The 24,783-nt window shown below is 68.7% G+C and carries 23 protein-coding genes, 1 tRNA gene and 1 pseudogene; 11 read left to right on the plus strand and 14 right to left on the minus strand.

Features of this window, described 5'->3' with window-relative positions:
- Positions 1–1,475 (minus strand): annotated as a pseudogene (locus tag ENSA5_RS36600) (hypothetical protein); the annotation flags it as partial.
- Positions 1,476–1,552: 77 nt separating this feature from the next.
- Here ENSA5_RS36600 and ENSA5_RS31600 point away from each other — a divergent pair.
- From ENSA5_RS31600 to ENSA5_RS31640, 9 genes are all read left to right on the plus strand, one after another.
- Positions 1,553–2,428, plus strand: a complete 876-nt coding sequence (locus tag ENSA5_RS31600) for a 5'-3' exonuclease (protein WP_106395445.1) — start codon at positions 1,553–1,555, stop codon at positions 2,426–2,428.
- 34 nt (positions 2,429–2,462) lie between these two features.
- Positions 2,463–6,347, plus strand: coding sequence for a serine/threonine-protein kinase (locus tag ENSA5_RS31605; RefSeq protein ID WP_106395446.1), 3,885 nt, complete (start codon positions 2,463–2,465; stop codon positions 6,345–6,347).
- Positions 6,348–6,393: 46 nt separating this feature from the next.
- Positions 6,394–7,155 (plus strand): hypothetical protein, encoded by a 762-nt coding sequence (locus tag ENSA5_RS31610; RefSeq protein WP_146156328.1) that lies wholly within the window; start codon positions 6,394–6,396, stop codon positions 7,153–7,155.
- 242 nt (positions 7,156–7,397) lie between these two features.
- Positions 7,398–7,574 (plus strand): zinc ribbon domain-containing protein, encoded by a 177-nt coding sequence (locus ENSA5_RS31615; RefSeq protein ID WP_106395448.1) that lies wholly within the window; start codon positions 7,398–7,400, stop codon positions 7,572–7,574.
- A 36-nt stretch (positions 7,575–7,610) separates the two neighbouring features.
- Entirely contained in the window at positions 7,611–8,006 is a 396-nt protein-coding gene (locus tag ENSA5_RS31620) for a thioredoxin family protein (RefSeq protein WP_106395449.1), read from the plus strand.
- A gap of 157 nt (positions 8,007–8,163) precedes the next feature.
- Positions 8,164–9,291 (plus strand): hypothetical protein, encoded by a 1,128-nt coding sequence (locus tag ENSA5_RS31625; protein ID WP_106395450.1) that lies wholly within the window; start codon positions 8,164–8,166, stop codon positions 9,289–9,291.
- Positions 9,292–9,375: 84 nt separating this feature from the next.
- Positions 9,376–10,194, plus strand: a complete 819-nt coding sequence (locus ENSA5_RS31630; protein ID WP_106395451.1) for an HTTM domain-containing protein — start codon at positions 9,376–9,378, stop codon at positions 10,192–10,194.
- Positions 10,191–10,697 carry a hypothetical protein gene (locus ENSA5_RS31635; RefSeq protein ID WP_106395452.1) on the plus strand — a complete coding sequence of 169 codons (507 nt, stop codon included), beginning with the start codon at positions 10,191–10,193 and terminating at the stop codon, positions 10,695–10,697. The genes ENSA5_RS31630 and ENSA5_RS31635 overlap by 4 nt, the downstream gene beginning before the upstream one ends.
- Positions 10,694–11,626, plus strand: a complete 933-nt coding sequence (locus tag ENSA5_RS31640; RefSeq protein WP_106395453.1) for an HTTM domain-containing protein — start codon at positions 10,694–10,696, stop codon at positions 11,624–11,626. The genes ENSA5_RS31635 and ENSA5_RS31640 overlap by 4 nt, the downstream gene beginning before the upstream one ends.
- A 25-nt stretch (positions 11,627–11,651) precedes the next feature.
- Here ENSA5_RS31640 and ENSA5_RS31645 read toward each other — a convergent pair whose 3' ends face one another.
- The 3 genes from ENSA5_RS31645 to queF all read right to left on the minus strand — a co-directional run bounded on the left by ENSA5_RS31645 (position 11,652) and on the right by queF (position 14,627).
- On the minus strand, positions 11,652–12,584 hold the full coding sequence (locus ENSA5_RS31645) for a ferredoxin--NADP reductase (RefSeq protein ID WP_106395454.1): 933 nt from the start codon (positions 12,582–12,584) through the stop codon (positions 11,652–11,654).
- An 83-nt stretch (positions 12,585–12,667) separates the two neighbouring features.
- Entirely contained in the window at positions 12,668–14,113 is a 1,446-nt protein-coding gene (locus tag ENSA5_RS31650; RefSeq protein WP_106395455.1) for an OmpA family protein, read from the minus strand.
- Between the two features lie 154 nt (positions 14,114–14,267).
- Entirely contained in the window at positions 14,268–14,627 is a 360-nt protein-coding gene (queF, locus tag ENSA5_RS31655) for a preQ(1) synthase (protein ID WP_106395456.1), read from the minus strand.
- 104 nt (positions 14,628–14,731) lie between these two features.
- Here queF and ENSA5_RS31660 point away from each other — a divergent pair.
- Positions 14,732–14,805: transfer RNA gene (locus ENSA5_RS31660), tRNA-His, on the plus strand.
- Between the two features lie 35 nt (positions 14,806–14,840).
- On the opposite strand, the gene ENSA5_RS31665 is transcribed toward ENSA5_RS31660, so the two are convergent.
- The 9 genes from ENSA5_RS31665 to ENSA5_RS31700 form a co-directional block, all read right to left on the minus strand.
- Entirely contained in the window at positions 14,841–15,920 is a 1,080-nt protein-coding gene (locus tag ENSA5_RS31665) for a tyrosine-type recombinase/integrase (protein WP_258183081.1), read from the minus strand.
- 228 nt (positions 15,921–16,148) lie between these two features.
- Positions 16,149–16,361 (minus strand): helix-turn-helix domain-containing protein, encoded by a 213-nt coding sequence (locus ENSA5_RS31670; protein WP_106395457.1) that lies wholly within the window; start codon positions 16,359–16,361, stop codon positions 16,149–16,151.
- Positions 16,362–17,453: 1,092 nt separating this feature from the next.
- On the minus strand, positions 17,454–18,545 hold the full coding sequence (locus tag ENSA5_RS31675; RefSeq protein WP_106395458.1) for an HNH endonuclease family protein: 1,092 nt from the start codon (positions 18,543–18,545) through the stop codon (positions 17,454–17,456).
- Entirely contained in the window at positions 18,545–20,119 is a 1,575-nt protein-coding gene (locus tag ENSA5_RS31680) for a restriction system-associated AAA family ATPase (RefSeq protein ID WP_106395459.1), read from the minus strand. The genes ENSA5_RS31675 and ENSA5_RS31680 overlap by 1 nt, the downstream gene beginning before the upstream one ends.
- Complete coding sequence (locus ENSA5_RS31685) at positions 20,116–21,669, minus strand: restriction endonuclease subunit S (protein ID WP_106395460.1); 1,554 nt, start codon at positions 21,667–21,669, stop codon at positions 20,116–20,118. Before ENSA5_RS31685 ends, ENSA5_RS31680 begins: the two co-directional genes overlap by 4 nt.
- Positions 21,666–23,087 (minus strand): class I SAM-dependent DNA methyltransferase, encoded by a 1,422-nt coding sequence (locus tag ENSA5_RS31690; RefSeq protein WP_444843375.1) that lies wholly within the window; start codon positions 23,085–23,087, stop codon positions 21,666–21,668. Before ENSA5_RS31690 ends, ENSA5_RS31685 begins: the two co-directional genes overlap by 4 nt.
- A 16-nt stretch (positions 23,088–23,103) precedes the next feature.
- Entirely contained in the window at positions 23,104–23,286 is a 183-nt protein-coding gene (locus tag ENSA5_RS31695) for an oxidoreductase dimerization domain-containing protein (RefSeq protein WP_106395462.1), read from the minus strand.
- A 165-nt stretch (positions 23,287–23,451) separates the two neighbouring features.
- Positions 23,452–23,607, minus strand: a complete 156-nt coding sequence (locus ENSA5_RS38630; RefSeq protein WP_181198363.1) for a hypothetical protein — start codon at positions 23,605–23,607, stop codon at positions 23,452–23,454.
- Positions 23,608–23,819: 212 nt separating this feature from the next.
- Positions 23,820–24,131, minus strand: a complete 312-nt coding sequence (locus ENSA5_RS31700) for a helix-turn-helix transcriptional regulator (protein ID WP_258183082.1) — start codon at positions 24,129–24,131, stop codon at positions 23,820–23,822.
- Positions 24,132–24,235: 104 nt separating this feature from the next.
- Between ENSA5_RS31700 and ENSA5_RS31705 the strand changes: the two genes are divergently transcribed.
- Positions 24,236–24,463, plus strand: coding sequence for a helix-turn-helix transcriptional regulator (locus ENSA5_RS31705; protein ID WP_106392533.1), 228 nt, complete (start codon positions 24,236–24,238; stop codon positions 24,461–24,463).
- On the opposite strand, the gene ENSA5_RS31710 is transcribed toward ENSA5_RS31705, so the two are convergent.
- Complete coding sequence (locus ENSA5_RS31710; protein ID WP_308726585.1) at positions 24,464–24,772, minus strand: helix-turn-helix domain-containing protein; 309 nt, start codon at positions 24,770–24,772, stop codon at positions 24,464–24,466.
- Positions 24,773–24,783: the final 11 nt, after the last annotated feature.

Below are 24,783 nucleotides of genomic sequence, written 5' to 3' on the forward strand. Positions count from 1 at the left end.
GGATCCGCCTGGGCGAGCAGCGGCTCGGGCTCGGGCTCGGGCTCGGGCGGCTCGCCCGGGAGCTCGGTCCCGGGCTCGAGCGCCTGCTCGTCGGGGTTGTCGGGGGTCTTGGACGGCAGCGCCATCACGATGAGTGACAAGACCGCCGCTCCGGCGAGGAAGTAGAGCGCGTACTTGCGTCGCTTGTCCGGGATTTTTTTGGTCGCGCTCGGGGAAGGGACCTTGAAATTGACGGTGACCGCCGACTCGGCCGCCGCGTCCGCGATGATCTCGTTGGCGAGGCCGTTGATCAGCGCCGCGGTGTCCTGGCGTGAGATCGGCCGGGGTGCCCCGCTCGGCCGGACCGAGACGGGGGCCGCGGCGGCAGCCTGCGCGAGCGCGGCGACCCTTGCGTCGGCTGGCGGTCGTCGAGCGCCGGGGCTCTGCATCCGGCCCGGTCGCGGGAGGGCGCGGGGAGCCTCGTCTTCGGGGCTGGCAGCCTCGGCAGCGTTGGGCTCGCTCGCGTCCTCTCCGGTCGAGGGCGCCTCGCTGTCTTTGATGATCAGCGCGGGCGGCTGGTAGGGGACGCCGACCGCGGGTTGCGGCGCGCCGTCGCTCGCGGGGCTGGTGGTCGGCGGAGGTGGGGCAACCTTCTTCGCCGCGACATCCGAGCTTCGTTTGGCCAGCGTGAGCCCGTTGGCCGATCGTGTTGATCCGTCCATCGCCGTGTTCAAAGTGTCCGCGGCGACGGTGGATGGTTCGTTGTCGTTGTGGGCGTCGCCCACTGTGTGGGCGTTGGACCCACTTTCGCGCGCGACCTCGTCCGCTTCATCGAGTGCCGCGTCGGGCGGGCTGGGGTCTGCCGCGGCGCTTGCGACTGCGACTGCGACTGTCTTGGCGTCGGGCTCGGGTTCGGGCTCGGGCTCGGGCGTTGGCGCTGGTTCGGGCTCGGGCTCGGGCTCTTGCCCGGCTTCGGCCCTGCGCTTGGCAGCTCGGATCTTTGCGATCAACGAGTCCGCCGACGGCAAGGGCGCGGCGCCTGTCTTCGCTGTGACCGGCTTCTCATCGAGGTCCTCGCTCAGGACCGCGCGTGCGGTCTTGCTCGGTGTCGGCTTTGGCGCTGGGGCCTGCGAGTCGTTCTCGCCGATCGGCGGGATAATCGGGAGTGGGCCGGTCGTCGGGGGCTTGGGCCGCCCCTTGCGTCCCGCCAGCGGAGGCACCGGCGGCGGGGGTCCAGGTGCGCCGGGCTTGGGTCCGGAGGTGGTCGCCGGCCCGAGCTTGGGCACGTCGAAGAGATCGTCGAGGCCACCGTCGAGGCCACCGTCGTCGCTCGTCAACGGATCGCTCGTCGGCACGCCGTGCAGGGTCAAGGGCTGGGGACCGTCGTTCGCAAACGGCGGGAGCGTCGGGGGGACGCTCTCCCCCTCGTCCGACGCGGGGCGCTCGTCGTCGCGCTCGGGCCCGGAGGCCGTGCTGTCTTGGTCGCGCTTCGCCACGAGGTCGCCACGATTGTACCGGTTGCCGGGGCTCGTGTGGGGTCGACCGCGGGGCTGGAGTTGGGCAGAGTCGGGGGGTGCGTGTGCACCTGATCGATGGAACCTATGAGCTGTTTCGCAGCTTCTACGGCGCACCACCCGCTACCGGCCGCGAGGGCGGCGAGGTCGGGGCGAGCCGGGGGCTGCTTCGCTCGATGCTCGCGCTGCTGCGTGAGCCCGACACGACCCACGTGGCGATCGCCTTCGACCACGTGATCGAGTCGTTCCGCAACGAGCTGTTCGACGGCTACAAGACCGGTGAGGGCATCGATCCGAGCTTGTCGGCCCAATTCCCCCTCGCCGAGCGCCTGTCCGACGCGCTCGGGTTGGTCGTGTGGCCGATGGTCGAGTTCGAGGCTGACGACGCCCTCGCGACCGGAGCGGCCCGCTGGGCTGATGCGCAGGGGGTCGAGCAGGTGCTCTTGTGTTCACCCGACAAGGACCTCGGTCAGTGTGTGCGCAGGGATCGGGTCGTGCTCTTCGATCGTCGGCGCCAGGAGGTCTACGACGCGGCCGGGATCGAGGAAAAATACGGCGTCCCGCCGGCCTCGATCCCCGATCTGCTCGCGCTCGTCGGCGACAGCGCCGACGGCATCCCGGGGATCCCACGCTGGGGCATGAAGTCGACGGCCAAGGTCCTGCAGGCCTACGGCCACGTCGACGCCATCCCCGACGACCACGAGGCCTGGACGGTGAAGGTCCGCGGCGCCAAGGGCCTGGCTCAGAACCTTCGTGACCGGCGTGAGGAGGCCCAGCTCTATCGAACCCTGGCGACCCTGCGCACCGACGTGCCCCTCGACCAGCGCGACGTCGACGAGCTGCGGTGGCGGGGGGCCAAGCGAGAGGCGCTCGAGCAGGTCTGCGAGGAGCTCGGAGACACGCGGGCCCTCGAGCGCGTGCCCACGTGGCGCTGACGCGAGCGGGCCCGGGATATACTCGCGTCGCCCGATGGCCTTTGACGAGCAACCCAGCAGTGAGGTGACCGAGCCTGGCGTGCTGTTGTCCACGGGCCGGGCCAGCGAGGCGGGCGCCGTGCCGATCCGAGGGCGCGACGTCGAGATCGGCGACCGCCTCGGCGCCCACGAGGTCGAGCGGCGGCTCGGCGCGGGGGGCATGGGCGAGGTGTTCGCGGCGCGCTCGCTCGAGACTGGCGAGCTCGTCGCGCTCAAGGTCCTCGCCCAGGCCGGGTCGACGGCGCTGTATCGGTTCAAGCGCGAGTTCAGGGCCCTGGCCGACGTCGCCCACCCCAACCTGATCACGCTCCACGAGCTCGTGGTCCCGCGCGAGGGGCTGCCCTTTTTCACGATGGAGCTGGTCGACGGGGTGCCGTTCACCGACTACGTCCGCGGGCGCACGCCGCCCGGGCACCTGCCCAACCTCGTGCGCCTCGGTCGGGCCCTCGCTCAGCTCGTGGTCGGCCTCCAGCACCTTCACCGCCAGCAGTGCCTGCACCGCGACGTCAAGCCCTCGAACGTGCTCGTCAGCCGGGCCGGGCGGGTCGTGATCCTCGACTTTGGCCTGGTCTCGGAGCTCGCGGTCCTCGACGAGGGCCTGACCCACGACGGCGCGCCCCTCGGCACGCCGGCCTACATGTCCCCGGAGCAGGCGATCGCGGGCAAGACCACGCCCGCCGCCGACTACTACGCGGTCGGCGTGATGCTCTACGAGTGCCTCACGGGCGAGCTGCCGTTTCGGGGCTCGGGCATCGAGGTCATGATCCACAAGCAGGAGGGCGACATCCCCGATCCGCGCTCGCGGGTCGCCGATGTCCCGCCCGCGCTGCGTTCGCTGTGCATGCGCCTGCTCGCGCGTGATCCCGACAGCCGCCCGGTCGGGCGCGAGCTCATCGCGGAGGTCGAGGAGCTCGACTTTGGTCCGCGCAGCGCGGGCGGATCGAGCTCGTCCGGCCATGGCCTGGCCGTGAGCTCCGAGGCCTTCGCGGGCATGTCGCTGAGCTCGAGCTCGGTCTCGGCGAGCGAGGCCGAGCTCGGCGAGCGCGCGCCCTTCATTGGCCGGAGGCGAGAGCTCGGCCAGCTCCGCGCGGCGCTGCGCGACGTCGAGGAGACCGGCGCGGCGGTGACCGTGCACGTCCATGGCGCGAGCGGCTTCGGCAAGTCGGCGCTGCTGACTCGATTTTTGGATCGGGTCCGGCACAAGCACGAGGCCTTCGTGTTCCGGGGTCGCTGCTTCGAGCGCGAGTCGGTGCCCTACAAGGGGGTCGACGCGATCATCGACGCGACCTCGGTCCAGCTGCGGCGGATGCCCGAGCTCGAGGTCGCGGCCCTCCAGCCGCGCCAGCTCGCCGCGCTCACCCGGATCTTTCCGGTCCTCGGCGACGTGTGGCCCAAGCCCCAGGACCCCGGGCCGGCCGCGGGCGTCGAGCTGCGTCGGCAGGGGCTCGCGGCCCTGCGCGAGCTCGTCCAGCGCCTCAGCACCCGGGCGCCGCTGGTCGTGTGTGTCGACGACTTTCAGTGGGCCGACGTCGACAGCGTCCACCTGCTCAACACCCTGATGCGCCCGCCGGACCCGCCCGCACTCCTGGTCATCCTCGGCTTTCGTGACGACCTCGAGCTGCGGCCTGGCGCGCGCGCGGCCATGACCGAGCTCCGCTCGCCCGCCGCGCTCGCGGGCCGGGACGTGCGCGAGCTGCTGCTCGGCCCGCTCGAGCACCAAGACGCCCTCGCTCTGACCATGAAGCTGATGGGCGACGCGGCCGACCCCGCGCTCGCCCGGGTCTACGTCGAGCGGGCCGGGGCCAATCCCTTCTACCTCAGCCAGATGATCCTCGGCGCCGCCGTCGACGGCGAGGGCGCGAGCGAGCTCAGCCTCGACGAGATCGTCGCGCGGCGGATCGTCGACCTCGACGCCGACGCCCGTCGGCTGCTCGCGCTGGTCGCGGTCGCCGGGGGTCCGACGCCGATGAAGGTCATGCTCGAGCTCGTCGAGCTCGAGCCGCCGGCCTCGGTCGAGGCGATCGTCGACGAGCTGTGCTCGCTCGGCTTGCTGATCCGTCCCCGCGCCGAGACCGACGGCGAGGGCCCGGTCGCGCGCGGGGACTGGGTGGTCGAGACCGCCCACGGGCGCATTGGCGAGCTCGTGCTCGGCGAGCTCGAGCCCGCCGAGCTCCGCGTGCTTCACCTCGAGCTCGCCGAGGTGCTCGAGCACCACGGCCCCGAGCTCGAGACCCTCGCCGAGCACTTCTTTCAGGGAGGCGAGGCCGCGCGGGCGGCCGAGTACACCGAGCGCGCCGCGATCGCGGCCGCCGAGGCCCTCGCCTTCGCCCGGGCCGTCGAGCTCTACGAACGCGCCCTCGAGCTGCTCCCGCCGACGGCGAGCGGGGCCAAGCGTCGGGAGCTGCGCCTGGCCCTGGCCCACCAGCTCATCAACTTCGGTCGCGGGGCCAAGGCCGCCGACATCCTGCTCGAGCTCGCGGTCGTGGCCAGGCCCGACGAGGCCCGCAGCCTCCGGCGGCGCGCGGCCGAGCAGCTGCTTCGCGCCGGTCGCCTCGACGAGGGCCTGGATCTCAGCCGCACGCTGTTCGCCGAGCTCGGCGAGCCGATGCCGCGGGGCCTTTGGGGCGCGGTGTGGATGATCGTCCGCGAGCGGGCGCGGCTGTGGTTTCGGGGCCTGCTCGGGCAGCCCTCGCCGCGGCCCGAGTCGGACATCCCCGAGCAGCTGCTGACCCGCCTCGACGTGATCTCGAGCGTCGCCACGGGGCTGTCGCTGCAGGAGGTCATCTTGAGCCAGGCGCTGCACGCTCGGGCCCTGGTCCTGGCCCACGAGGCCGCCGAGCCCCGTCGCCTCGGTCTGGTGCTGTCGGTCGAGTTCATGGCCCAGGCCGCGATGGGGCGGGGCGAGCGTGCGCGTCAGATGCTGGTCAGCTGTCGCGAGATCGCGACGAGGGTCGACGACATCGAGCTCGATCGGGCGATCGATCTGTCCGAGGCGATGATCGACTGGTTCGCGGCCCGCATGCCCCGGGCACGCCTGCGCCTGGCCAAGCTCCTGCGCGGCATAGAGGCCTCGCCGGGCTCCGACTGGATCCGCGCCTACGCGGCGATCCGCTACGCCGAGACCTGTCAGCTCAGCGGACAGCTCGGCGAGCTGCGCCGTGAGCTGCCCGGCTGGGTCACGAGCGCGCGCGATCACGGCAACCTCCACGAGCTCGCCTCGCTGCTCGGCGTCGCCGCGACCACGGCGCTGTGCTTCGACGACCTCGAGGGCGCCCGCCGCAGCCTCGCGGCCGGGCGCGAGAGCTGGGATGCGTCGCGCTACACGGTCCCGGATCTGACCCTGGATCTGTCGGCGATCAACGTCATGCTCTACGCCGGCGAGGTCGACGGCGCGCTCGCGGAGGTCGAGGCGACCCTCGCCAAGGTCCGGGCGTCTGGCATGGGACGGATCGGGCGAGTCGCCGACTTGATGGACCAGGCCCGCGCGCGGGTGACCGTGCGGGCGGCCGTGCGCAGCCCGAGCGACGGGGGCCTGCGCCGCGAGGTCGAGCGCGCGTGCAGGCGCCACCGCAAGTTCGACGATCCGCTCTACCGCGGCGAGGCCCAGATCCACGAGGCCGCGCTGCACTCGCTCAGCGGCGAGCGCGAGGCCACGCGGCGGGCCTGGCGAGACGCGGCGCTCCACCTCGACGAGCACAGCATGGGCGCGCACCTGGCCGCCGTCCGCCTCCGCCTCGCGGCGGTCACCCGGGGCCGCGAGTCGGCCGAGCTCGAGGCGCTCGCCGAAGACTATCTGCGCGAGCAGGGCATCCCCAACCGCGCTCGCTTCGTCGACTGGCTGGCGCCGGTCGCAGAGGGCGTGAAAAAGCCGCAAGCTTGACAGGACGGCCGGTCACGCTAGCTTGGCCGGCGGAGACCTGCGCCCCGTGACCGATCCGACGAGCACCGACGATCTGAGCTTCCACGAGACCGAGGGCAGCCCCGAGTTGGATGTCAGCTGGGCGGGCGCTGCGATCGAGCTCGACGAGGAGCGCCCGAGCTCGGGGCTCGAGCAGGATCCGACCCAGCGCAAGTGGCTGCTGGTGGGCGCGGGGGCCTGCGCGCTGCTCACCGCGGCCGTGGTCGTGGTCCTGACCAGCAGCTCGTCGCCGTCCGTGGCCGCAGACATCGCGCCCGAGCCCGAGCCCCAACCCGAGGTCACGGTCGAGCCTGCTGCGCAGCCCGAGGTCGAGGCGCCCTCGGTGGACGAAGCCGTCGTCAACCCGCCGGTCCAGGCCAGGCGAGGCGCCGCATCCGAGCGGACCTTGGCCGTGAATTCCCGCGCCGCGGCCCCACCGATCCACTCGGCACCGCCGCCGCCGAAGTTCGCGGACAGGTCCTCGCCGAGCCCCAGCCCCAAGGCGCCCGTCCAGCCCGCCAGCAAGCCCGCCGCCAGCAAGGCCGCCGCCGCGCCCACGCCGACGCCCGCGCCCGATCCCGCTTCGGCCCCGAGCAACCCCCTCGAAGATCTGCCCGACGTCGAGGGCTGGACCGAGATGGACGACGACGCCCTGCGCGAGCAGGAGCCGGCTCCGGTCGCGCCCTCGGTTGACGTCGTCGACGAGCCCGTCGTCGAGGCGCCCGCCGACGAGGCGCCCGTCGACGAGGCGCCCGTCGTCGACGAGCTGCCCCCGGCCCCGGCTGCCTGAGTCCGCGCCCGAGCCAGCTCTGAGCGTCGTCGCCGAGCTCGCCGGGCTCGTCGAGGGGCAGGGCGTGCGAGGCCTCGTCGCGGGGCACCCGGACGGCGCGCGCCCTGTCGTCACCTGCGCTGCCGTCGTTGGCGCTCGATGGGCTGGAGCCCGCCCGCGCGAACGCGCGGACCCACCACGCGCAGATCCGGCGACGACCAAGACCCTCGCCGATCCGAGCTTCTACGGGCTATGCTGCGAGCGTGGACGACGCTATCGAGGTCTGCTGCCCGTGGTGCTTCGAGCAGCAGGAGCTGTGGGTGGACCCCCAGACCGTCGGCGAGATGGTCCAGGACTGCGAGGTCTGCTGTCGACCCTGGCGGGTGTTCGTGTCGCGTGACGAGTTCGGCCGGCTCCACGTCCAGCTCGAGCGCAGCTGACTTGGCCGGGGCCAGAGCTCGGAATAGACTGGGCCCATGGCGGACGCCGGATCCGACAAGACCTACGAAGATCTCGTGGACCAAGATCAAGTCGAGGCGATCATGAGCCCCGAAGGCGGCGCAGCGGTGATCGATTTTTGGTCGCCGAGCTGTGGGCCGTGCATGGCCATGGCCAGCGACTTCGCCCACGTCGCGGGTCAGTTTGACCCCGAAGAGGTCCGCTTTTGCAAGGTCAACACGGCGAGCCACGGCTACCTCGCGGCGCCCTTCAAGATCATGTCCGTGCCGACGATCTTGTTCGTGCTCGACGGCGAGGTGCTCGACGCCGTCGTCGGTCGGATGGACGCCAAGCGCCTCGGGAGCCGGGCCGAGTGGCTGCTCAAGAAGAGGCAGCGGCGCGGCAAGGGCCTGCTCGGTCGGCTGTTCGGTTGAGCGCCCGCGCTGTGCGATATGGTCCCGCCATGAGCGCTTCGCCCTCGCGTCGGCGGCTGACGAGCTCCGCCCCCCACGGCTGCCGGGCGCGCGAGTCGGTCTCGCCCACCCTCCACGAGTCGACCCGCCCGAGCCCCAAGATCGAGGCACCCTCGAAATGAGCACCCCCGAGGTCTCGATCCGCACGGTCGAGCTTCCCCGCGGCGCGAGCCGCTTCGTGCGATCGTGGTGGCCGATCTACCGCGGCGATCCCCACTGGGTGCCGCCGCTGATCTCCGAGCGCAAGGCCTTCCTCGACCCAGGCAAGAACCCCTACTTTCGCCGGGCCGAGGTCCGCTGCTTCATGGCCTACCGCGGGCGCAAGCCGGTCGGCACGATCGCCGCGACCGTCGACGCCGAGCTACAAGCGCGCGAGCCCGGGGTCGGGCTGTTCGGCTTCTTCGAGTTCATCGACGACCTCGAGGTCGCCCGCGCGCTGCTCGACGCCGCGAGCGCGTGGCTGCGCGAACAGGGCATGAAGCTCGCGCGCGGGCCGTTCAACTTCAACCAAAACCACGACTTTGGCCTGCTCGTCGACGGCTTCGACATCGACCCGAGCGTCGCCAACCCCCACAACCGCGCCTACTATCCGAAGATCTACGAGGCCCTCGGCCTCCGCGGGGTCATGGACTGGTACGCCTACTGGCTCGAGCAGGGGCCGGTGCCGCCGCTGATCGAGCGCCTCGCTCGGCGGGTCGAGTCGCGCAACCCCAAGCTGCGCGTCGAGACCATGGACGCCAGCGACTACGACAAGGGCGTGCAGCTGTTCCGCGAGATCTTCAATGACGCGTGGGACCACAATTGGGGCCACATCCCGATGTCGCGCGACGAGTTCGAGTTCCTCGGTCGACGGCTCGAGCCGCTGCTCGACCCCAAGCTGTGCCTGTTCGCGTTCATCGACGACGAGTGCGTCGCGGGCTCGATCGCGCTGCCCAACACGAACCTGGTGACCAAGGCGATGAACGGGCGGATCTTTCCCTTTGGCTGGTGGCACGCGTGGCGCGGCGGCGAGCGGATCGACGCGATGCGGGTGCTCGTGCTCGGGGTCAAGCAGCGCTACCAACACCTGGGCCTGGGCGCGCCGCTCTATCTGCGTACCTGGGAGGAGGGCCTGCGTCGGGGCTACCGGGGGGCCGACGCGTCGTTGGTGCTGGAGTCCAACCGACGCATGCGGGGGGCCCTCGAGCGGCTTGGCGGGCGGATCTACATGACCTACCGCGCCTACGAGCAGGATCTGCGCCCGTGAGGGTGGGCGGCGGCAAGGTCTCGAGTTGATGATCGACCCGCGGGGGCAGGGTACTCTCAACATGTGAGAGCTCGGCTCGTCAGCATGCTCGAGTCCTTCGCGGCGACCGAGGTCTCCTCGCGCTCGCTCGGGCTCCTGCGGATCTTCGCCGCGCTGACGATCTGGGTCGAGTTCGCCTCTCCCTGGGTCGCCCACCGCATGGATGACTCGGCCGGCACCATGCTCCTCGCGTGGGTCGTGCTGGTCGCCGCGTGGTTCGTGGTCTTTGGGTTCAAGACACGCTGGGCCACCGCGATCATGGCGCTCGCGTTCGCGGGCCTGCACCTCTACTACGGGGTCGCGCTCGGCAACGCGAAGCTCGCGGCTCCGGTCCAGGAGTTTCAGATCACCGTGCTCTTGGCCCTGACCCCTTGCGGCCGCTCGCTCTCGGTCGATCGTGCCCTCGCCGTGCGCCGGGCCAAACGAGACGGCTGCGGGCCGCCGCCCGAGCGCATCTGCTGGTGGCAGCTCGAGCTGTTCATCGTCCAGACCGCGACGATCTACCTGTGGCTCGGCTACGAGGGCTGTGACCCGAGGTGGCTCAGTGGCGAGCTGCTCGAGCGTCAGATCCTGCAGTGGTACGGGAGCGACATGTTCGTGGTCCACCCGGGCTTTCATCGCTTCGCCGTGGTCGCGGCGTGGACCGCCACGATCGTCGAATTCGGGCTGGTCGTTGGCCTCCTCGTCCGTCGCCTCCGGCCCTACGCGATGTGGGTCGCGCTCGCGTTCTTGTTTGTGCACATGCTGGTGTTCTCGACCAGCTATCTGGGGAGCTACGTGTTCTTGATGATGATGACCATGTTGATCGCGTGTCTGTCACCGCAGCGAATCCACGACTTGATCTCGCTGCAGGGGCCACGATGACCGCGAAGGACGTCAAACCCGGTCTCCCGCGGCGGCTCTTGTGGCCGGTGCTCGCGTTCGTCGCAATGATCGCCTGGTCCAACATTCCACCCTACCGCGCGCACATCAAGGGCGAGACCCGCGACTACTTCGTGTGGAGCTGGATGCTCTACCAGCAAGGCGGCGCGCTGATCTGCGACGTCCGCTACTTCGATATGAACCAAGACGGCGCGCCGATCGAGCGCTGGAAGCTGCTCGGCTACGAGCGCCCCGGTCTGATGCCCGACAAGCTCGCCCGGGTCCATCACAAGCAGCTGCCGACGGACGCCAGGCGGGTCTGCCAGGCGCTGCGCAAGGCCGGTGACCGCGACCCCTACGTCGAGCTCGCCGCGCGCTGCGGCATGGAGGCCGGCTGGAAGCAGATCACCAGCCGCAAGAAGAACGTCTGCGCCCACGGCAAGTCGAAGCCCAAGTCGAAGTCGAAGCCCAAGTCGAAGCCCAAGTCGAAGCAGGGAAACAAGTGAGCGCGATCGGACCCCGTCTGCGGACCAAGCTCGAGAACTTCGCGTCGGCGGAGATCTCCTCGCGCCCGCTGGCCATGGTCCGGATCTTCACGGCCTTCATCTGCATCTATCAGTTCGCCGGGCCGTGGGCGAGCCACTTCCTCGACGGCTACCCCGGCGCGGTCGCCCTGACCTGGGTCTACTTCATCCTCGCCGGCCTCCTGCTCGTTGGTTACAAGACCCGCGTCGTCGCGGCCGCGTTCGCGCTCGTGTTTGGCCTGCTGCACATCTACTTTGGCGTCCAGTTTCACATCCACGTGCTCGAGAAACCGGTCCAGCAGTTTCAGATCGCAGTGCTCCTGGCCCTGACGCCGTGCGGCCGCTCGCTCTCGGTCGACCGCGCGATCGAGGTCCGGTGCGCGGGCAGGCAGGGCCGCGAGCCCGAGCCCGAGCGCATGCCGTGGTGGCAGGTCGAGCTGTTCATCGTCCAGATCGCCAGCATCTACCTGTGGGCCGCCCAGAACAAGAGCGACGACAAGTGGCTACGCGGCGAGCGGATGGAGCGCTACTACCTCGACTGGTACGGCGGCTCCGACTCGCTCGTGTACACCCCGTGGGTTCACCATGTCGCCGTGTTCCTGGCCTGGTCGACGACCGCGCTCGAGTTCGTGCTCGCGTTCGGGCTGCTGGTGCGTCGCTGGCGGCCCTACCTGATGTGGGGCGGCGTGATGTTGCACCTCGGGATCCTCGCGATGTTCTCGGTCACCTACTTCAGCTTCATGATGCTGCTGATCTTGATGCTGTGCCTGCCGCCGACCTGGATCCACGACTTCATCTCGCTGGTGATCGAGGACTCGCCCCGGGCCCAGACCCAGACCCAGACCAAGACCAAAACCAGCTTGGCGAGTACCGCGGGCCCGAAGTCCGATCCGACTCCGGTGCGGCGCTGAGGCCCCATGGCTGGGTCGCGGCGGGCTAGCAGCCCGGAGGCAGCAGCGCCTCGAGGCGCGCGAGCTCGTCGGGGTCTTTGACCTTGAGCACCGGCTCGTTGTCGTATTGCTCGTAGTAGATCGTCGACTCGACCGCGTCGTCGAAGCCGAGCGCCCGGCGGATCCTGCGGTGAAAGGGCACGAAGCCCCGGCAGAGCAGGCGCTCGATCGTCATCGCGATCGTCCCGGTCAGCCCGCAGATGTAGATGACCGCGTTGCTCGGGCCGAGCTCGCCGGGCTTCATGCCGATCGCCTGCTCGAGCGCCTCGAGCCGCCCGGGCTTGAAGAAGTCCTCGACGCGGCCGGTCTCGCCGGTCCACTCGGGCGCCTCTTTGGGCCGGCTGATCGTCGGCAGATAGTGAAGGCCGTTGTCGCGGGCGAGCTGCTCGAGGCGCTCTTTGTAGCCGATCTCGTTCGGGTAGCTGGCCCCGTGGAGCAGCACGTAGGAGCTCAGGTCGGCCTTGGGGTTGGCCTCGATGTCGGCCTCGACCATCGAGGTGAAGGGCGCGAGGCCCGTGCCCGCGGCGACCAGGATCTTGAGGCGCTTGTCGTCGAGCCCGATCGTCTCGTCGATCGTGAACTTGCCGATCGCGCGGGTGGTCATGCTCAGGCGATCGCCGGGCTTCATCTTCCACAGCAGGTGGGTGAGCGGGTTGTCGCTCTCGGGCTTGCTGACCCAGCGGATGTAGAAGTCGATCGTCCCGCGCTGCTGCGGCGCTGACGCGATCGACATGGCCCTGCGGACGCTGCCGAGCTCGGGCTGGGCCTCATTGTTGAGGCCCAAGGTCAAGTACTGCCCGGGGATGAACCACCTGCCCTCGGGGATCGGCGTGTCGGGCACGACCTTGAACACGGCCAGGACGTCGGACATGTCGACTTTGGCCTCGAGAGTGGCGTTGTATACGAGCGTGCGGGCCATCTACTGCGGATCATACGCGCGATGGCCGGGCGCGGAAAGCCCGGCGGGATCGCGCGGGCCCCCGATCGCGCCCCAGTGACGGCTCAGCTCGCGCGTCGGCGCCGACGCAGCCCGAGCAGGCCGAACAAGCTCGCGAGCAGCCCCAGGCCCGTGCCTGTCGCCGGATCTTCGACGGCGCAGCCTTGCTTGGTCCCGCCGGGCTCACCACCGACCGAGGGCGGCCCGCCGTCGCTGCTGCTTCCGGAAGCGCCCGACGAACCCGAGCCTCCGTCGCCGCCCGAGCTCCCGCTGCCACCGAGAGCGCCGTCGTCGTCGCCGCCGTCGCCGAGATCGCCGTCGTCGTCGCCGTCGCCGCTGTAGCCACCGCCGCCGAACTTCGCCTCCCGTGCCTGACGCTGCTCTTCTTTGTACTTGGTGTAGCTCTCGGGCAGCGGCGGCAGGTTGTTCATCATCCGCGGGCGCGCGTCGGCGAGCTTCTTCCACGAGCCGCCGCCGGGCACCTGGCCGCCGCCCGCGGGCTTTTGCGGGCTCAGGATGTAGAGCGCGCGGCGGTTGCGGACCTCGTCGACGCTGTCACCGGTGTCGACCGCGAGGCCCTTCTCGCCCATGCCCGCGTAGTGGATCTCGCACCAGGCCCCGTTGTCGACGAAGTACTGGGCGATCGAGCGCGCGCGGTTCTCGGACAGCTTCTTGTTGTCGGCCGCGTTGCCGACCGTGTCGGTGTAGCCGACGATGTAGAGCTGGACCTTGATGTCGTCGGCCGAGGTCGCGTTGTCTGGATCGAGGTCGTCGAGGGCCTTGTTCGCGCGCTCGAGGTTGTCGAGCTCGTGGACGAGCACCGCGAAGGCCTCGGCGACCTTCCACTCCTCGTCGCCCTTGATGTTGTACTTGCCCGAGTCGAAGTTGACCTCGGTGTGGGGGATGTGGACCGACCACGGCACCCGGGTGTCGGTCGCCGAGTAGCCCGTGTCATCCGAGCCCGTCACCTTGATCATGAAGACCTCGTCGGCGGTCTGCCAGCTCATCTCGAAGGTCTCGCCGGCCTCGACGATCTCGTCGGTCACGGTGTCGTCGACGATCATCTCGCCGTCGGTGTTGAACACCTGCAGCTCGTGGCTGCTCAGCGTGAACGGCGTTTTGTAGCGGATCTTCTGGTCGTCGACGATCTCCTCGCGGTCGGACTGCAGGGCCAGCGAGCCCCGGGTCCCGCCCGCGACCGGGCGCACGACCTCGAACTCGCCGTTCGTGAACGCGTCGTTGGCCTCGATCTTGATCTCGTAGCTGACCTGGCGGCCCTTTTGGGTCCACGTGACCTTGGTGCTCTTGCCGGCCTTGATGTTGATCGACTTGGACACCTCGGTCCCGTCGGAGCCCTTGATCGTGACCTTGACCCCGCTGAGGTTCTCGTCGGCGGTCAGCTCGACCATCGCCTTGCCCTTGGTGTCGGTCTGCGAGCCGTAGCTCCAGTTGAAGCCGCCGAGCGACATGAACAGGGCGAAGAGCGGTGCGGTGAGGGATGAGAGGGCCATGAGCGTGTCCTTGGGGTCGATCGGGGGGCGGGGCCGGAGATCGGACGCGGTTCGCGCTAGCTGCGCTTGTCGGATTGTAACGAAGTCTGGCGAGAGTTCCGAGCGCTCGCACGGCACGCCGCCGCCACGGTCGCGCGCGCCGGAGAAAAGTTCCTCACTGCCGGGAGTGGCGCGCTTCGACGACCGTGTGGATGCCGCCGCGGACGTAGAAGTCGCCCTCGACGACCATCGCGCGCGGCTGCGTGGCCGCGACGAGATCGTCGAGGATCTCGTTGGTCACCGCCTCGTGGAACGCGCCCTCGTCGCGGAAGGACCACAGGTAGAGCTTGAGGCTCTTGAGCTCCACGCAGCGCTGATCGGGCGTGTAGCGGATGCGGATCGTGGCAAAGTCGGGCTGCCCGGTCTTGGGGCACAAGCAGGTGAATTCCGGGCACTCGAAGCGGATCTCGTAGTCGCGCTCGGGCTTGGGGTTCGGGAAGGTCTGGAGCTCCCGCGTGGGCGGCTGGGTCGGCACGGGCGGGGTGTGCCCTGGGTCGGGCGGGGGGTCAAGCTGTGAGCTTGCTCGATGGTCGAAGGGGGTAGCGTAGAGGGGAGGGGCGTGTTAGAAAGCGCCGCACTGCGGGTTTAGCTCAGCTGGTTAGAGCGCCTGGTTGTGGTCCAGGAGGTCGTGGGTTCAAATCCCATAATCCGCCTTACCTAAGTTGTTGGAATCGTTGGGGATCTGATCTCAGAGACCCAACGTCTCCACAATGTCTCCAAATCCAGACGAGTTCGTGTCCTGGTCACACAGTGACCCGCGGTCTTCGAGCAGCCGGATCGAGCGCTCGAGTGCCGCCGGTGACAGGTGCATGTAGCGCTGGGTCGTCGCCAGATCTGAGTGGCCGGCGAGTTCTTGGATCGCTCGCGCGGGCGCACCTCGCATGGCGAGGTGGGAACAGAAGCTGTGACGTAGCGTGTGTGGCCCTCGGTCGCGCAGGTTGGCGAGCTTGAGGGTCTTCTTGAGCCACCGGCGAGCGACCATCACGGTGAGGGTGGTGCCCTCGTCGCGGTACAGGACGTTGGGTCCTCGCAGGTGTCGGTGTGCGTGCAGCGCAGCGGCGAGCCGCTTGGTCATCGGCAGGCGGCGGATCTTGTCGTGCTTCGGGAGCCCGACGTGCCCGTCGTACTCGGCGCGGTCAACGGTGAGCAGGCGGCGACGGAAGTCGATCGCTACCCACTGGAGTGCGCGGACCTCGCCAGGGCGCAGGCCCGCGTCGCCGCCGAGCAGGACCATGATGTGGATCCGAGGGTCGAAGGTCTTCGCGGCCTCGACGATACGCTCGTACTCGTCGAAGTCGTAGAAGTCCATCTCCGGCGTGGTGACCTTGAGTTGCTTGATGCGGACCGGCATCTCCGGGATGACGTCCCAGTCGACGGCGGCCTTGAGCATCGTGCTCAGGGTGGTGAGCACGTTGTTGACGGTCTTCGCGGAGAGCTCGGCGAGCTTGCCCTTGAGGCGCTGGATGTCCTCCTGGCGGAGCTGGTCGAGGCGCCTGTCGCCGAACATCGGCAGCAGGTGGACCCGAAGGTGGCACTGCTTGGATTTGGTGGTGCTGTGTTTCTCTCGGTTGGCGCGCGAGTAGCCCTCGATGTAGCGCGGGGCGAACTCGGCGAGGGTGGGTACCTCCTGCTTGGTCTGGTCCTCGGTTGTTGTGGGTGCCGGGCTCGCCTCGAGGGCAGCAGAACTCGGCTTGGGGTCGGGGCCATGCTTGAGGAGGTGTCGCTCCCGTTCCTCGCCCCAACTGCGGGACCCGGACTTGGACGCCACCGGCGACTTGCGTCGCTCACGGTACTTGCGTCCGTCGCCCAGCCGGACTCGGATGTCTACCTCCCAACCGCCTCGGCGGTATGGCCTCAAATTCACGGTCATCGCGTTCTCCGAACTGCGACACCGCTCGTCCATGGATCCAACCTAGCAGATAGGGTGGGGGAGGGCGAGCGGGGACTCGAAGGAGCCTGAGGCCGTGGTCGGACCCGTCTGCGGGCGGGTTTGGGGTCAGTGGAGCGGCTGCTGCTGGCGCTCGAGCCAGGTCAGGATCGAGTCGCGGTGGAAGCGGACTCGGCGGCCGATCTTGGTCACGCCGGGGAGCTGGCCGCGATCGACCATGCAGTACACGGCCTTGCGGGTGATCCGCAGGAGGTTGGCGACCTCATCGGCGCACAGGAGGTAGGGGAGCGCCGATGGGTCGGTGGTGGGCCGACTGGGCATTGGATTGTCGCATGCCTAGTTTGAACCATCACTGTCCGATACCGCAAGCTGTTCGCGGGATGGGGACCCGACTCCGGGTGTGTTAGTGATTGCTGCTCGAATCGATCGGTGTCGTTTCTTTGTGGCCTCGGGTTCGTTGGTTTGGGCTCGTTGCCTTATTGTTGAATGCCGAACTCCGATTGATTGAGCTGCAGGGTCTCTTCTTCGTCCTGATGTCGTGGGTCGAGCGAAGTTCGGGGCGGGCTCTCCGTGCATCGGCAGCCTGAACATGCTCACCGGCGCCGCCAACCAGGCGATTGCCTCGCTCTCACTTGGAGTCTCTAGCTGCCGTTTCCGCGTTGGAGACAAAGGGACTCGAAACCGTTCTCTTGGTATTTATGGAACACCAATGGTGACGCTGGGTTTCTTTGAAAGAACACGAGGTCTTGGGAGCGAGGTGGTGCCGTCTGGTACCGCCTCGTTCCGTCTAGCAGCCCGGGGTGCAATGCATCGTGTCGCCTCGCGCCGGAATTTTCGCCGAGGGCGCGAAGCCAAAACGCCGCTGTACCGGGCGTACTGCAAGTTTTGGCGACAAAGCCCTCGGCGAAAAGGCCAAACGAGGCGGCGCGATGCATTGCACCCCGGGCTGCTAGTGGTGCAGAATCATTGCACCGTTTTGATGTCGGTGCCATGGGCTCGGCGGTCGCGCCGGGGCGGCAGTTGGCCCCGATTTTGCCGCTGCAGCGCCTTGCATGACTGGCGCGGTCGGGTGCAGCTCGCTGACTTCGGCCTCGCAGAGGGAGGACTGCACTTTGTGCAATCCCTACAACAATGAGTGTTATGCGACCAAGATGGCGGAGATGTGGGACCCGTCTTGCCCAGACGCCGGCTGGGCGGAACTCGGGGAGCAGGAGTCACCTCGCATGTATCACTCGACGGCGCTCCTGCTCCCGGACGGGCGCGTGCTCTCCATGGGCGGAGGGCACCGCGACTTCTCAAGATGCCCGCCGAGCACCCCTGAGGGCCGAGCGCTGCGAGGTCAGTGGAGCTTCAGCTGAGCCGAGCCGAGCGATCGCGGAATCTCCGGGGTGCGTTGCACCTCGGCGATCGTCGCTATCGGCCCCGCGAGGAACAGTGGAGCTGCGCCGTCCGAGGGCCCCGCTCGCTCTCCTCGCGGATGATGCCCCAGAGAAACTCGCCCATCCGCTCATCTCCCCGCGCGACCAGAACGTCGAGCCACTCGAAGAAGGCCAGCCGAAGGTGGTCCCGGCCGTTGCTCTCGTGCTCCTTGCGGACGAGCTCGAGGTAGTCGTAGAGGATGTCCGCGAGAGGGACCCCTTCGACACTCCCGCGCGTGTGGACGATCGTGACGGCCATGTTGCCGAGCCACTCCTTGTAGCGCTGGCTCAGCAGCTCGTTCCAGCGCCGGCAAACGTCGAAGATCGCGTTCCAGGTCTCCAGGTCGAGCCCCGGTTGGCGCAGACCGACAGTCCAGGTCGGGTGCGCGGCGAAGAACCCCACTCCCCCCAGGTCGAGCCTCACCGCGATCGGGTCGTAGGGAAAATGAACGCTCGAGCGCGCGCCGCCCGGGCCCACGCGCAGGATATCCTTGTCGAGCTTCTCGCGGTTGCAGTCGCCGCACATCGGCACGAGGTTCTCGAGGCTGGCCGAGAACACCGGATAGAGCGCGCGCGGAAGGAAGTGATCGAGTACCTGCGAGACCCTGGCCTTCGGAGACTTGAGCTCCATGGTCCCGCAAAAGGGGCACAGCTTGGCTCGGGGAAGCGCGTTGTAGATCTCGGTGTAGAAGCACCTTCGAATCTCGAGCGGCTGGAGCAGCTTGTAGAACGCGAAGCCGAGCTGTTTGAGGGGCTCGGCAAGCGCGTCGTCGCAGCCCGCGAGCGTGGGGCAGTCGGACTCCCCGCCCAGCAAGGAGCGCAGGGCGTCGTGGCCGTGGACGATCCGGTGGACGAGCTCTCGCTCGGGCTCGGACGCGGTGGCGAGGGCCCGGTGGTAGCGCAGGACCGCGTCGCGCAGCGAGGTGCGGCCCTCCAGCCTCGAACGATATCCGGGGGGCACGATCTCGGGCCAGTTCGGCAGATCACGATCCTCGTCCACCGCGCGCTGGACTTCGCCGAGCACGGCGACCAGGGCCACGTGCAGCCAGTTGTTCGTCGTCGCCGAGAGCGGGTAGGCGTAGAGCATTAGCCCCCTCCCCGCTCGCGCTCGAGTTGACGCAGGTGATCGGCGACCAGCGCCCGATCGACGGAGCTGCCCAGCTGACCCATCCTCTCCTCGATGTCCGCGACATCCCGCGACGCGAGCAGCTCCTCGATCAGATCCCGCGAGAGCTGGGAGATTGGGGGCTGGACGGCGAAGCAGTCGGCCAGGATCGCGTCGAAGGTCGAGCCGAAGGTCTCGATCCGGGGCCGGGTGACGCGGATGCGCCCCTCGTGTTTGTCGAAGATCAACACGCTGTCCCGGCTCGTGTCTGAGATCACGAAGGGCGCGTGGGTCGTGAGCAGGCAGTCCTGGTGGATCGCACCCTCGCTCCGCCTCCCACGGGTCGTGGGCAGCTCGAGCAGGTTCTTGACGAAGTCCACGCGCCACTTGGGGTTGAAGTGGGACTCGGGTTCGTCGAGCAGGAACAAGACGTTGGGATCGGCGAGCATGGCGAAGATGCCCATGACCTGGACGAACTGGTGCTCGCCGTCTGAGAGCGAGACGTAGTCGACGGTCTTGCCCTGATCGCGTGAGCGAAAGAGCACGCGCTCGAAGCGAAACACCTTGTTCTCGTCGGGTGGCTCCGGGAGCGTCGAGTGAAAGCGGCGTTCCTTGGTCTCGCGTTTGAACGCCTCGCGGATCGACTTGGAGATGCCGAGGTCGTTGAGCATAGCGAGCTTGTGCACGGAGGTGTAGAGGCTGAACGCGCCCTCGGGCCACAGCGTAGCGAAGGCCTGGCGCATCGCGTCGTCGACGAAAAAGTCGAACACCCAGCGCTGTCGCTTGGCGTCGTGCTCATAGCAGGTCGCGCACTGCCGCAGGCGATCGAGGTAGTTTTGGAGCTCGTCGGTCAGCGCGACGGGGCGGCTCGAGCCGGGCAGGGAGAGCTGCACGACGCAGCGAAACGAGTGAAGGTCCTCCGCGGGCGAATCGGTCAGGAGCGCCTCGCGCAGGGGCGCGTCGCCGAGCAGTAGGTTCGAGACCAGCACCTCGAGGTGCGTGCCGTAGTCGATCAGCAGCAGGCGCGTGTCCTCGACCTTGCTCTCGTCGTCCTGCTTGCCGAGCGCCTCCTTGTAGACGGCCTCGGCGTAGTGAAAGCGGCTGAGCAGAAAGGGCAGGCTCAGGGTCTCGTTACCGCCCGAGGTGTATCCGACGATCCGACTCGGGACCAGGGACCGCGTGCTCGGGTCATCGAGCCCGGAGGGCTCCCACTCGTCCTCGCCGATCTCGCGCTCGAGCACGACTCCTCGCGCGTCCCTCCGGCTCGCTCGCACGATCGTCTGCGCGCCATCGGATTGGAGCTGGTAGATGATCTCGAACCGAAGGTCGGGGTTGCCGTCCTTGCGCTCCTCTTCCGAAACCACGGTGGCCGCGATCGACTGGAAGACCTCGGCGAGGACCTGCAGCAGCTGCGACTTGCCCGAGCCATTGGGACCCACCAGGCACATGGCCGAGAAGGCCCGCTCGGCGTCGTCGGCGTGGAAGTCGAGCTCGAGGCCGTCGAGCAGGCCGCCGCAGGTCGCGGCCTCGAACACCCGCAAGGAGATCAGTTTCACGACTCGGCCCTCTCGAAGCGGATGCATGCGCGCTCCGAGTCGAACACCTGGGCGAAGGGGGGATCCTCGCCGCCGAGCAGTTCGAACAGCGCCGCTTGCAGCTCGTCGTAGGGCGGCGTGCTCAGCGCCGCGCGGAGCTCGGCGAAGTCGAAGCTCGCCCCGAGCGTCTCGACCGCTTTCATGATCCGCCCGCGGTCCACCGCCTTCACCGCCTTCTTGCTCGTCTTGCCCATGCTCTCCTCACTCTGCCGCCGATAGGGTCCAGGCACCTCGCTCGCGGCGAGCGTCGCGGCGATCGGCTCGTCGCTTCGATCGGGCTCGACCAACTCGCCGTGAAAGGCCCGCCTCAGGATCGAGCGCGTGAAGTGCTCGACGTCCCCTTGCGAGCCCTCGACGGCTCCACGCACGTCTCGGATCGCGCGCTGCACCCACTCGAGCCGCGCGACGATCTCGGCCTGCTCCGCCGGCGAGGGGATCGGCACCTCAAGTCCGTAGAGCTGGCGCTTGTTGATCTTGGGCAGCACCGTGCGCCCCTGGAGCGGGATCGCCTGCTCGGTGAACATCGGCGAGATCATCACCTTGTGCAGATAGGCCGCGCTCACGTCCTCGCTGCGGACCGAGATCGGGTAGGAGTCGGCGCTGCACAAGCCCTCGAAGTCGACGAGGACGGCCTTGGCGAGATAGGGCCGGATCTTCGAGTAGATGATGTGCCCCGGTTGGAAGCGGTACTTCTTACTGACGACACCGTCCTCGCCGACGGTCCGGTGAGGCAAGAGCACGCCGGTGCCGCTCTCGATGTGGTTGGGGGCGACGTGCGGCAGATCGGGGTGCTCGGCCGGATCGACGGACTCGGTGTCGATACGCGCGATCTCCTTCACGCTCGCGCGCCGCCAGCGGGACGCGTCGGCGCCCGTCAGCTGTCCACGAAAGGCGGCGCTCAGCGCCTGGCGCCACAGCCCGTCGAGCGTTCGCAGGAGCTCGTCGGTCTGCGCGCCGACGGGCTCCACGAGGGCGAGCAGACGGTCGAGCTCCGCGGCGATCCGAGCCTGCTCTCGCCGTGGCGGGAGCGCGATGTGCAGCGCTTCGACCGTCGAGTAGTAGATCGTCTTGTGCACCGTCCCTGTGCCGAGCTGCGCCAGCCGCTCGCGACCTTCGTGGAGCAGGGCGTACTTGAGGAAGCGAGGCTCGAGCGCGTCGCCGCAGGTCCAATTGACGAAGTCCTGGCTGGTCGCCATCGGCTCGCCCAGGATCACCACGTAGCCGACCGAGGCCGTGCGGGACAGACAGACCGTCCCAGTGGGCAGCAGGCGCGCCGAGGAGTTGGCGAGTCCGGCCTCGGTGATGGTCTCGCGCGTCTCGAATATGGCCCCGCCGTGGTGCGCGTTCGCGTCGCGGATGCCGAGCCAGGGGATGTCGCCGCCCCAGTAGCCGGGCTGCTTTCGGCTCGGGGTGTGCCCGCTCTCAAGCCGTGCGACCTCGCGCAGCGGGGTCCACCGCCAACCCGCGGGCAGCTTCGTCTCGGGCACGCCGACCGCGATGCCGAAACTCACCGATCGACCTCGTTCGCGCCCAGCGCGGCGACGAGCTCCTTCACGCGCGCGACGGCGAACTCGAGCTTCGTGAGCAGCTGGAGCGCGACGGCCTCGGGCGTGCCCCCCTCGTCGATCTCCGCCGTGTCATCGAGCCAACGCAGGTGGTCGAACTTGAACTCGGCCTGGCGAATGGCGCGCAGGTTGAACGAGCGCCAGCGGCCAGCCTGGGACTGACGACGGTCGCGGCGCGAGCCGCCGTCGGGATCGTCGCCGTAGCAGGCCTCGAACTCGGCGAAACTCTCGGCGGCGAGCGGGCGGGCCTTGGTGACGGAGGGGACGCTGGTGCGAGCGTCGTAGATCCACGTCCTGCGCGTCGCGGGCCCCTTGGTGAAGAACACGACGTTGGCGCGGACCCCTCCCGCGTAGGGGCTGAAGGTCCCGTTGGGCAGGCGCAGGAGCGTGTGGATGTCGCAGGTCTGCGTCACCTGCTCGAAGAGCTCGGCGGCCTTGTCCTCGAACAAGCAACTGTCGGGGAGGACGATCGCGGCGCGGCCCCCCTCGGCCAGGATCGAGATCGTGTGCTGGAGGAAGTTGATCTGCTTGTTGTTGGTCTCGACCAGGAAGTCGGGGCGATCGGGGAAGCTCTCGCTGCCGCGGGAGCCGAAGGGCGGGTTGGTGAGCACGACCGAGAAGTCGCGCTTCGGCGGATCCGAGCCGATCGCGTCGCCGAGCCAGATCGTCGGCTCGATCCCGTGGACGTGGAGGTTCATGAGCCCAAGCCGACGTGGGGCGGTGACGAGCTCCTGACCGTAATAGGTCTGCGTTCGGATGCGTCGCCAGAGCTTGCTCGAGCGCGCGCCGGAGGCGAACTCGGCGAGCCATTCGTAGGCCGCGACAAGGAAGCCGGCGGTCCCGCACGCCGGGTCGCACACACAAAACTGGGGGTCGTCGCGTGGATCGGGCCGGACGCAGCGGACGATCGACTGGACCAACGCGCGCGGGGTGAAGTACTGGCCGGCGCCCTTCTTTCCGTCCGCGGTCGCGCGCTCGAGCAGGCTCTCGTAGGCGGTGCCCTGGACATCGGTGCCGAGCGAGGTCCAGGCGATCTCGTCGATCTCGCGAATGATCCGCGCGAGCGAGCTCGGCTGCGCGACGCGTGAGCGCGCGCCCGCGTAGATGTCCTGGAGGATGCCGGGGGTCTCTCCGAGCCGAGTCAAGATCGCCTCGTAGCGGTCGACGAGATCGGATGCGTCCTGGTGCTCACTCAGCGCCGCCCAGGAGCAGCCGGACGGCATGCGAACTTCGCCCTTCTCCTCGACCATCTTGAGGAAGAGCAGGTAGGTGAGCTGCTCAAGGTAGTCCCCCTCGTGCACGCCGTCATGGCGCAGCGTGTGGCACAAACCCCAGAGCTTGCTGACGACGTCCGTCATGGAGATCGAGACGCGCGACGGCTCAGAAGTTGATGACTCGTCCGAGGGCGTCGAGGGCCGCCTCGTTGACGGCCTCGGCCATGGTCGGGTGCGCGTAGACCGAGCGCCCGACCATGGCCGAGGCCGAGAACTCGACGGCGATGGCGATCTCCGCGATCAGGTCGTCGGCCCGCGCGCCGATGATCGAGGCGCCCGAGGGTCGAATCCTTCTCGATGCAGGCCGCCTTCATGGAGCCCGCGCCGATGACGATGAGGTCGTAGCTGTCCATGGGCTGTGGCGGACACTATCACGCCCGCTCGGCGTGGCTAAGTCCGCGGCCCAACATAATTAGGAGCCCATCGACGCTGCGCAGGCCTCGGCGGCCTACACCTACGGCGGCAAGGTCGGGCTCACCGGCCTCGATGACATCGAGAGCGTGACTTTCAAGAAAAGCGCGGCAAGGTCGACCCCAAGCTCGTCGAACTCCACCGCGCCGGCGCCAGCGTCGATGGCCTCACGCGCTCCGCCGCCGAGTTTGGCGGCCACGCGGCGCGGGCCAACGACCTGCCCCGCGTGACCGCGTGAGCAAGGCCGCCCAGAAGATCGGGGCGATCGTCGCCGCGGCCCCGGGGATCGACAGCACAGCGTTGAGCTCGACTCCGTCTACAGCAACCTCCCCTTTGGCCTCGAGCAGGCCCGCACGGCGACCAAGGGCCTGGTCAGCGGACTCCCGGCCTCGATGAAGTCAGCCACAACGCTCAGCGCGTGCTGACGTGCGCCGACAGAGCCCGGAGCATGACGCATGCGATCTCCTGCTCGCGCTCGGGGAGTCCCCCGACGAGAGCGAAGACCTCGTCGCTCGCACACGTGGCCAGCAGGGCAGAACCAGTCCTGCCCAGCGCCCGCGCGACCTTGAAGACCGTGTCGAGCGTCGGCGCACCCACCGCTTGCTCCAGCCGCCCGACCGTTTCCTTGGAGACCCCTGCGCGTTCTGCGAGCTGCCCCTGGGTGAGCCCGAGGCTGCACCGCTGCCGTCGGATCCGCTCACCCAGCTCGTCGTGGGTCAGCATGCCGACAGGGTCTGATTCGGTCATCAGCCCAGGGCACGCAGCACGGGCGGTCGATATTCCCGCGGCCGCTGACGGCTGCTCGGTCACGGGTGTACCGTACCCGGGTGACCGAGCGTCGCGGCTACGAGGTTCTCGCCTCGAACCTACACCGCCTCGTCTTCGAGCGTGGCACCACGCTCGACGAGGTCGCACGAGCGGCTGGCATCACGCGCGAGCAACTCGACGCGATCTGCACGGGCGAGATCGACCCTGACCTCGATGTCGTCTACCGGATCGCGCAAGCCGTCGGCGTCACCGGGTCCGAGCTGATCGCCGAACCCAACTACAACTGACTACGGCGGCGACACGTGCGCGGACAAGGCGCGGAGCATGACGCAAGCGATCTCCTGCTCATGCTCGGGCAACCCGCGAACGAGCTCGCTGACTTCGTCACACGCGTGCTCGGCGATCAACGCCGAGCCCGTCGTGCCCAGCCCCTTTGCAATCTTGTAGAGCGTGTCGAGCGTCGGCGAGCCCATCGCCTGCTCCATTCGTCCGATCGTCTCTTTCGAGAGACCAGCGCGCTCGGCGAAGAGCTCTTGTGTCACAGCACCGACGACTCCGTCGGTGCCGTGCTCGAGCGCCCCACCCACAACCCCCACTCACGCGGCGC

Source organism: Enhygromyxa salina, from assembly GCF_002994615.1.
Taxonomy (GTDB): domain Bacteria; phylum Myxococcota_A; class Polyangia; order Nannocystales; family Nannocystaceae; genus Plesiocystis; species Plesiocystis salina_A.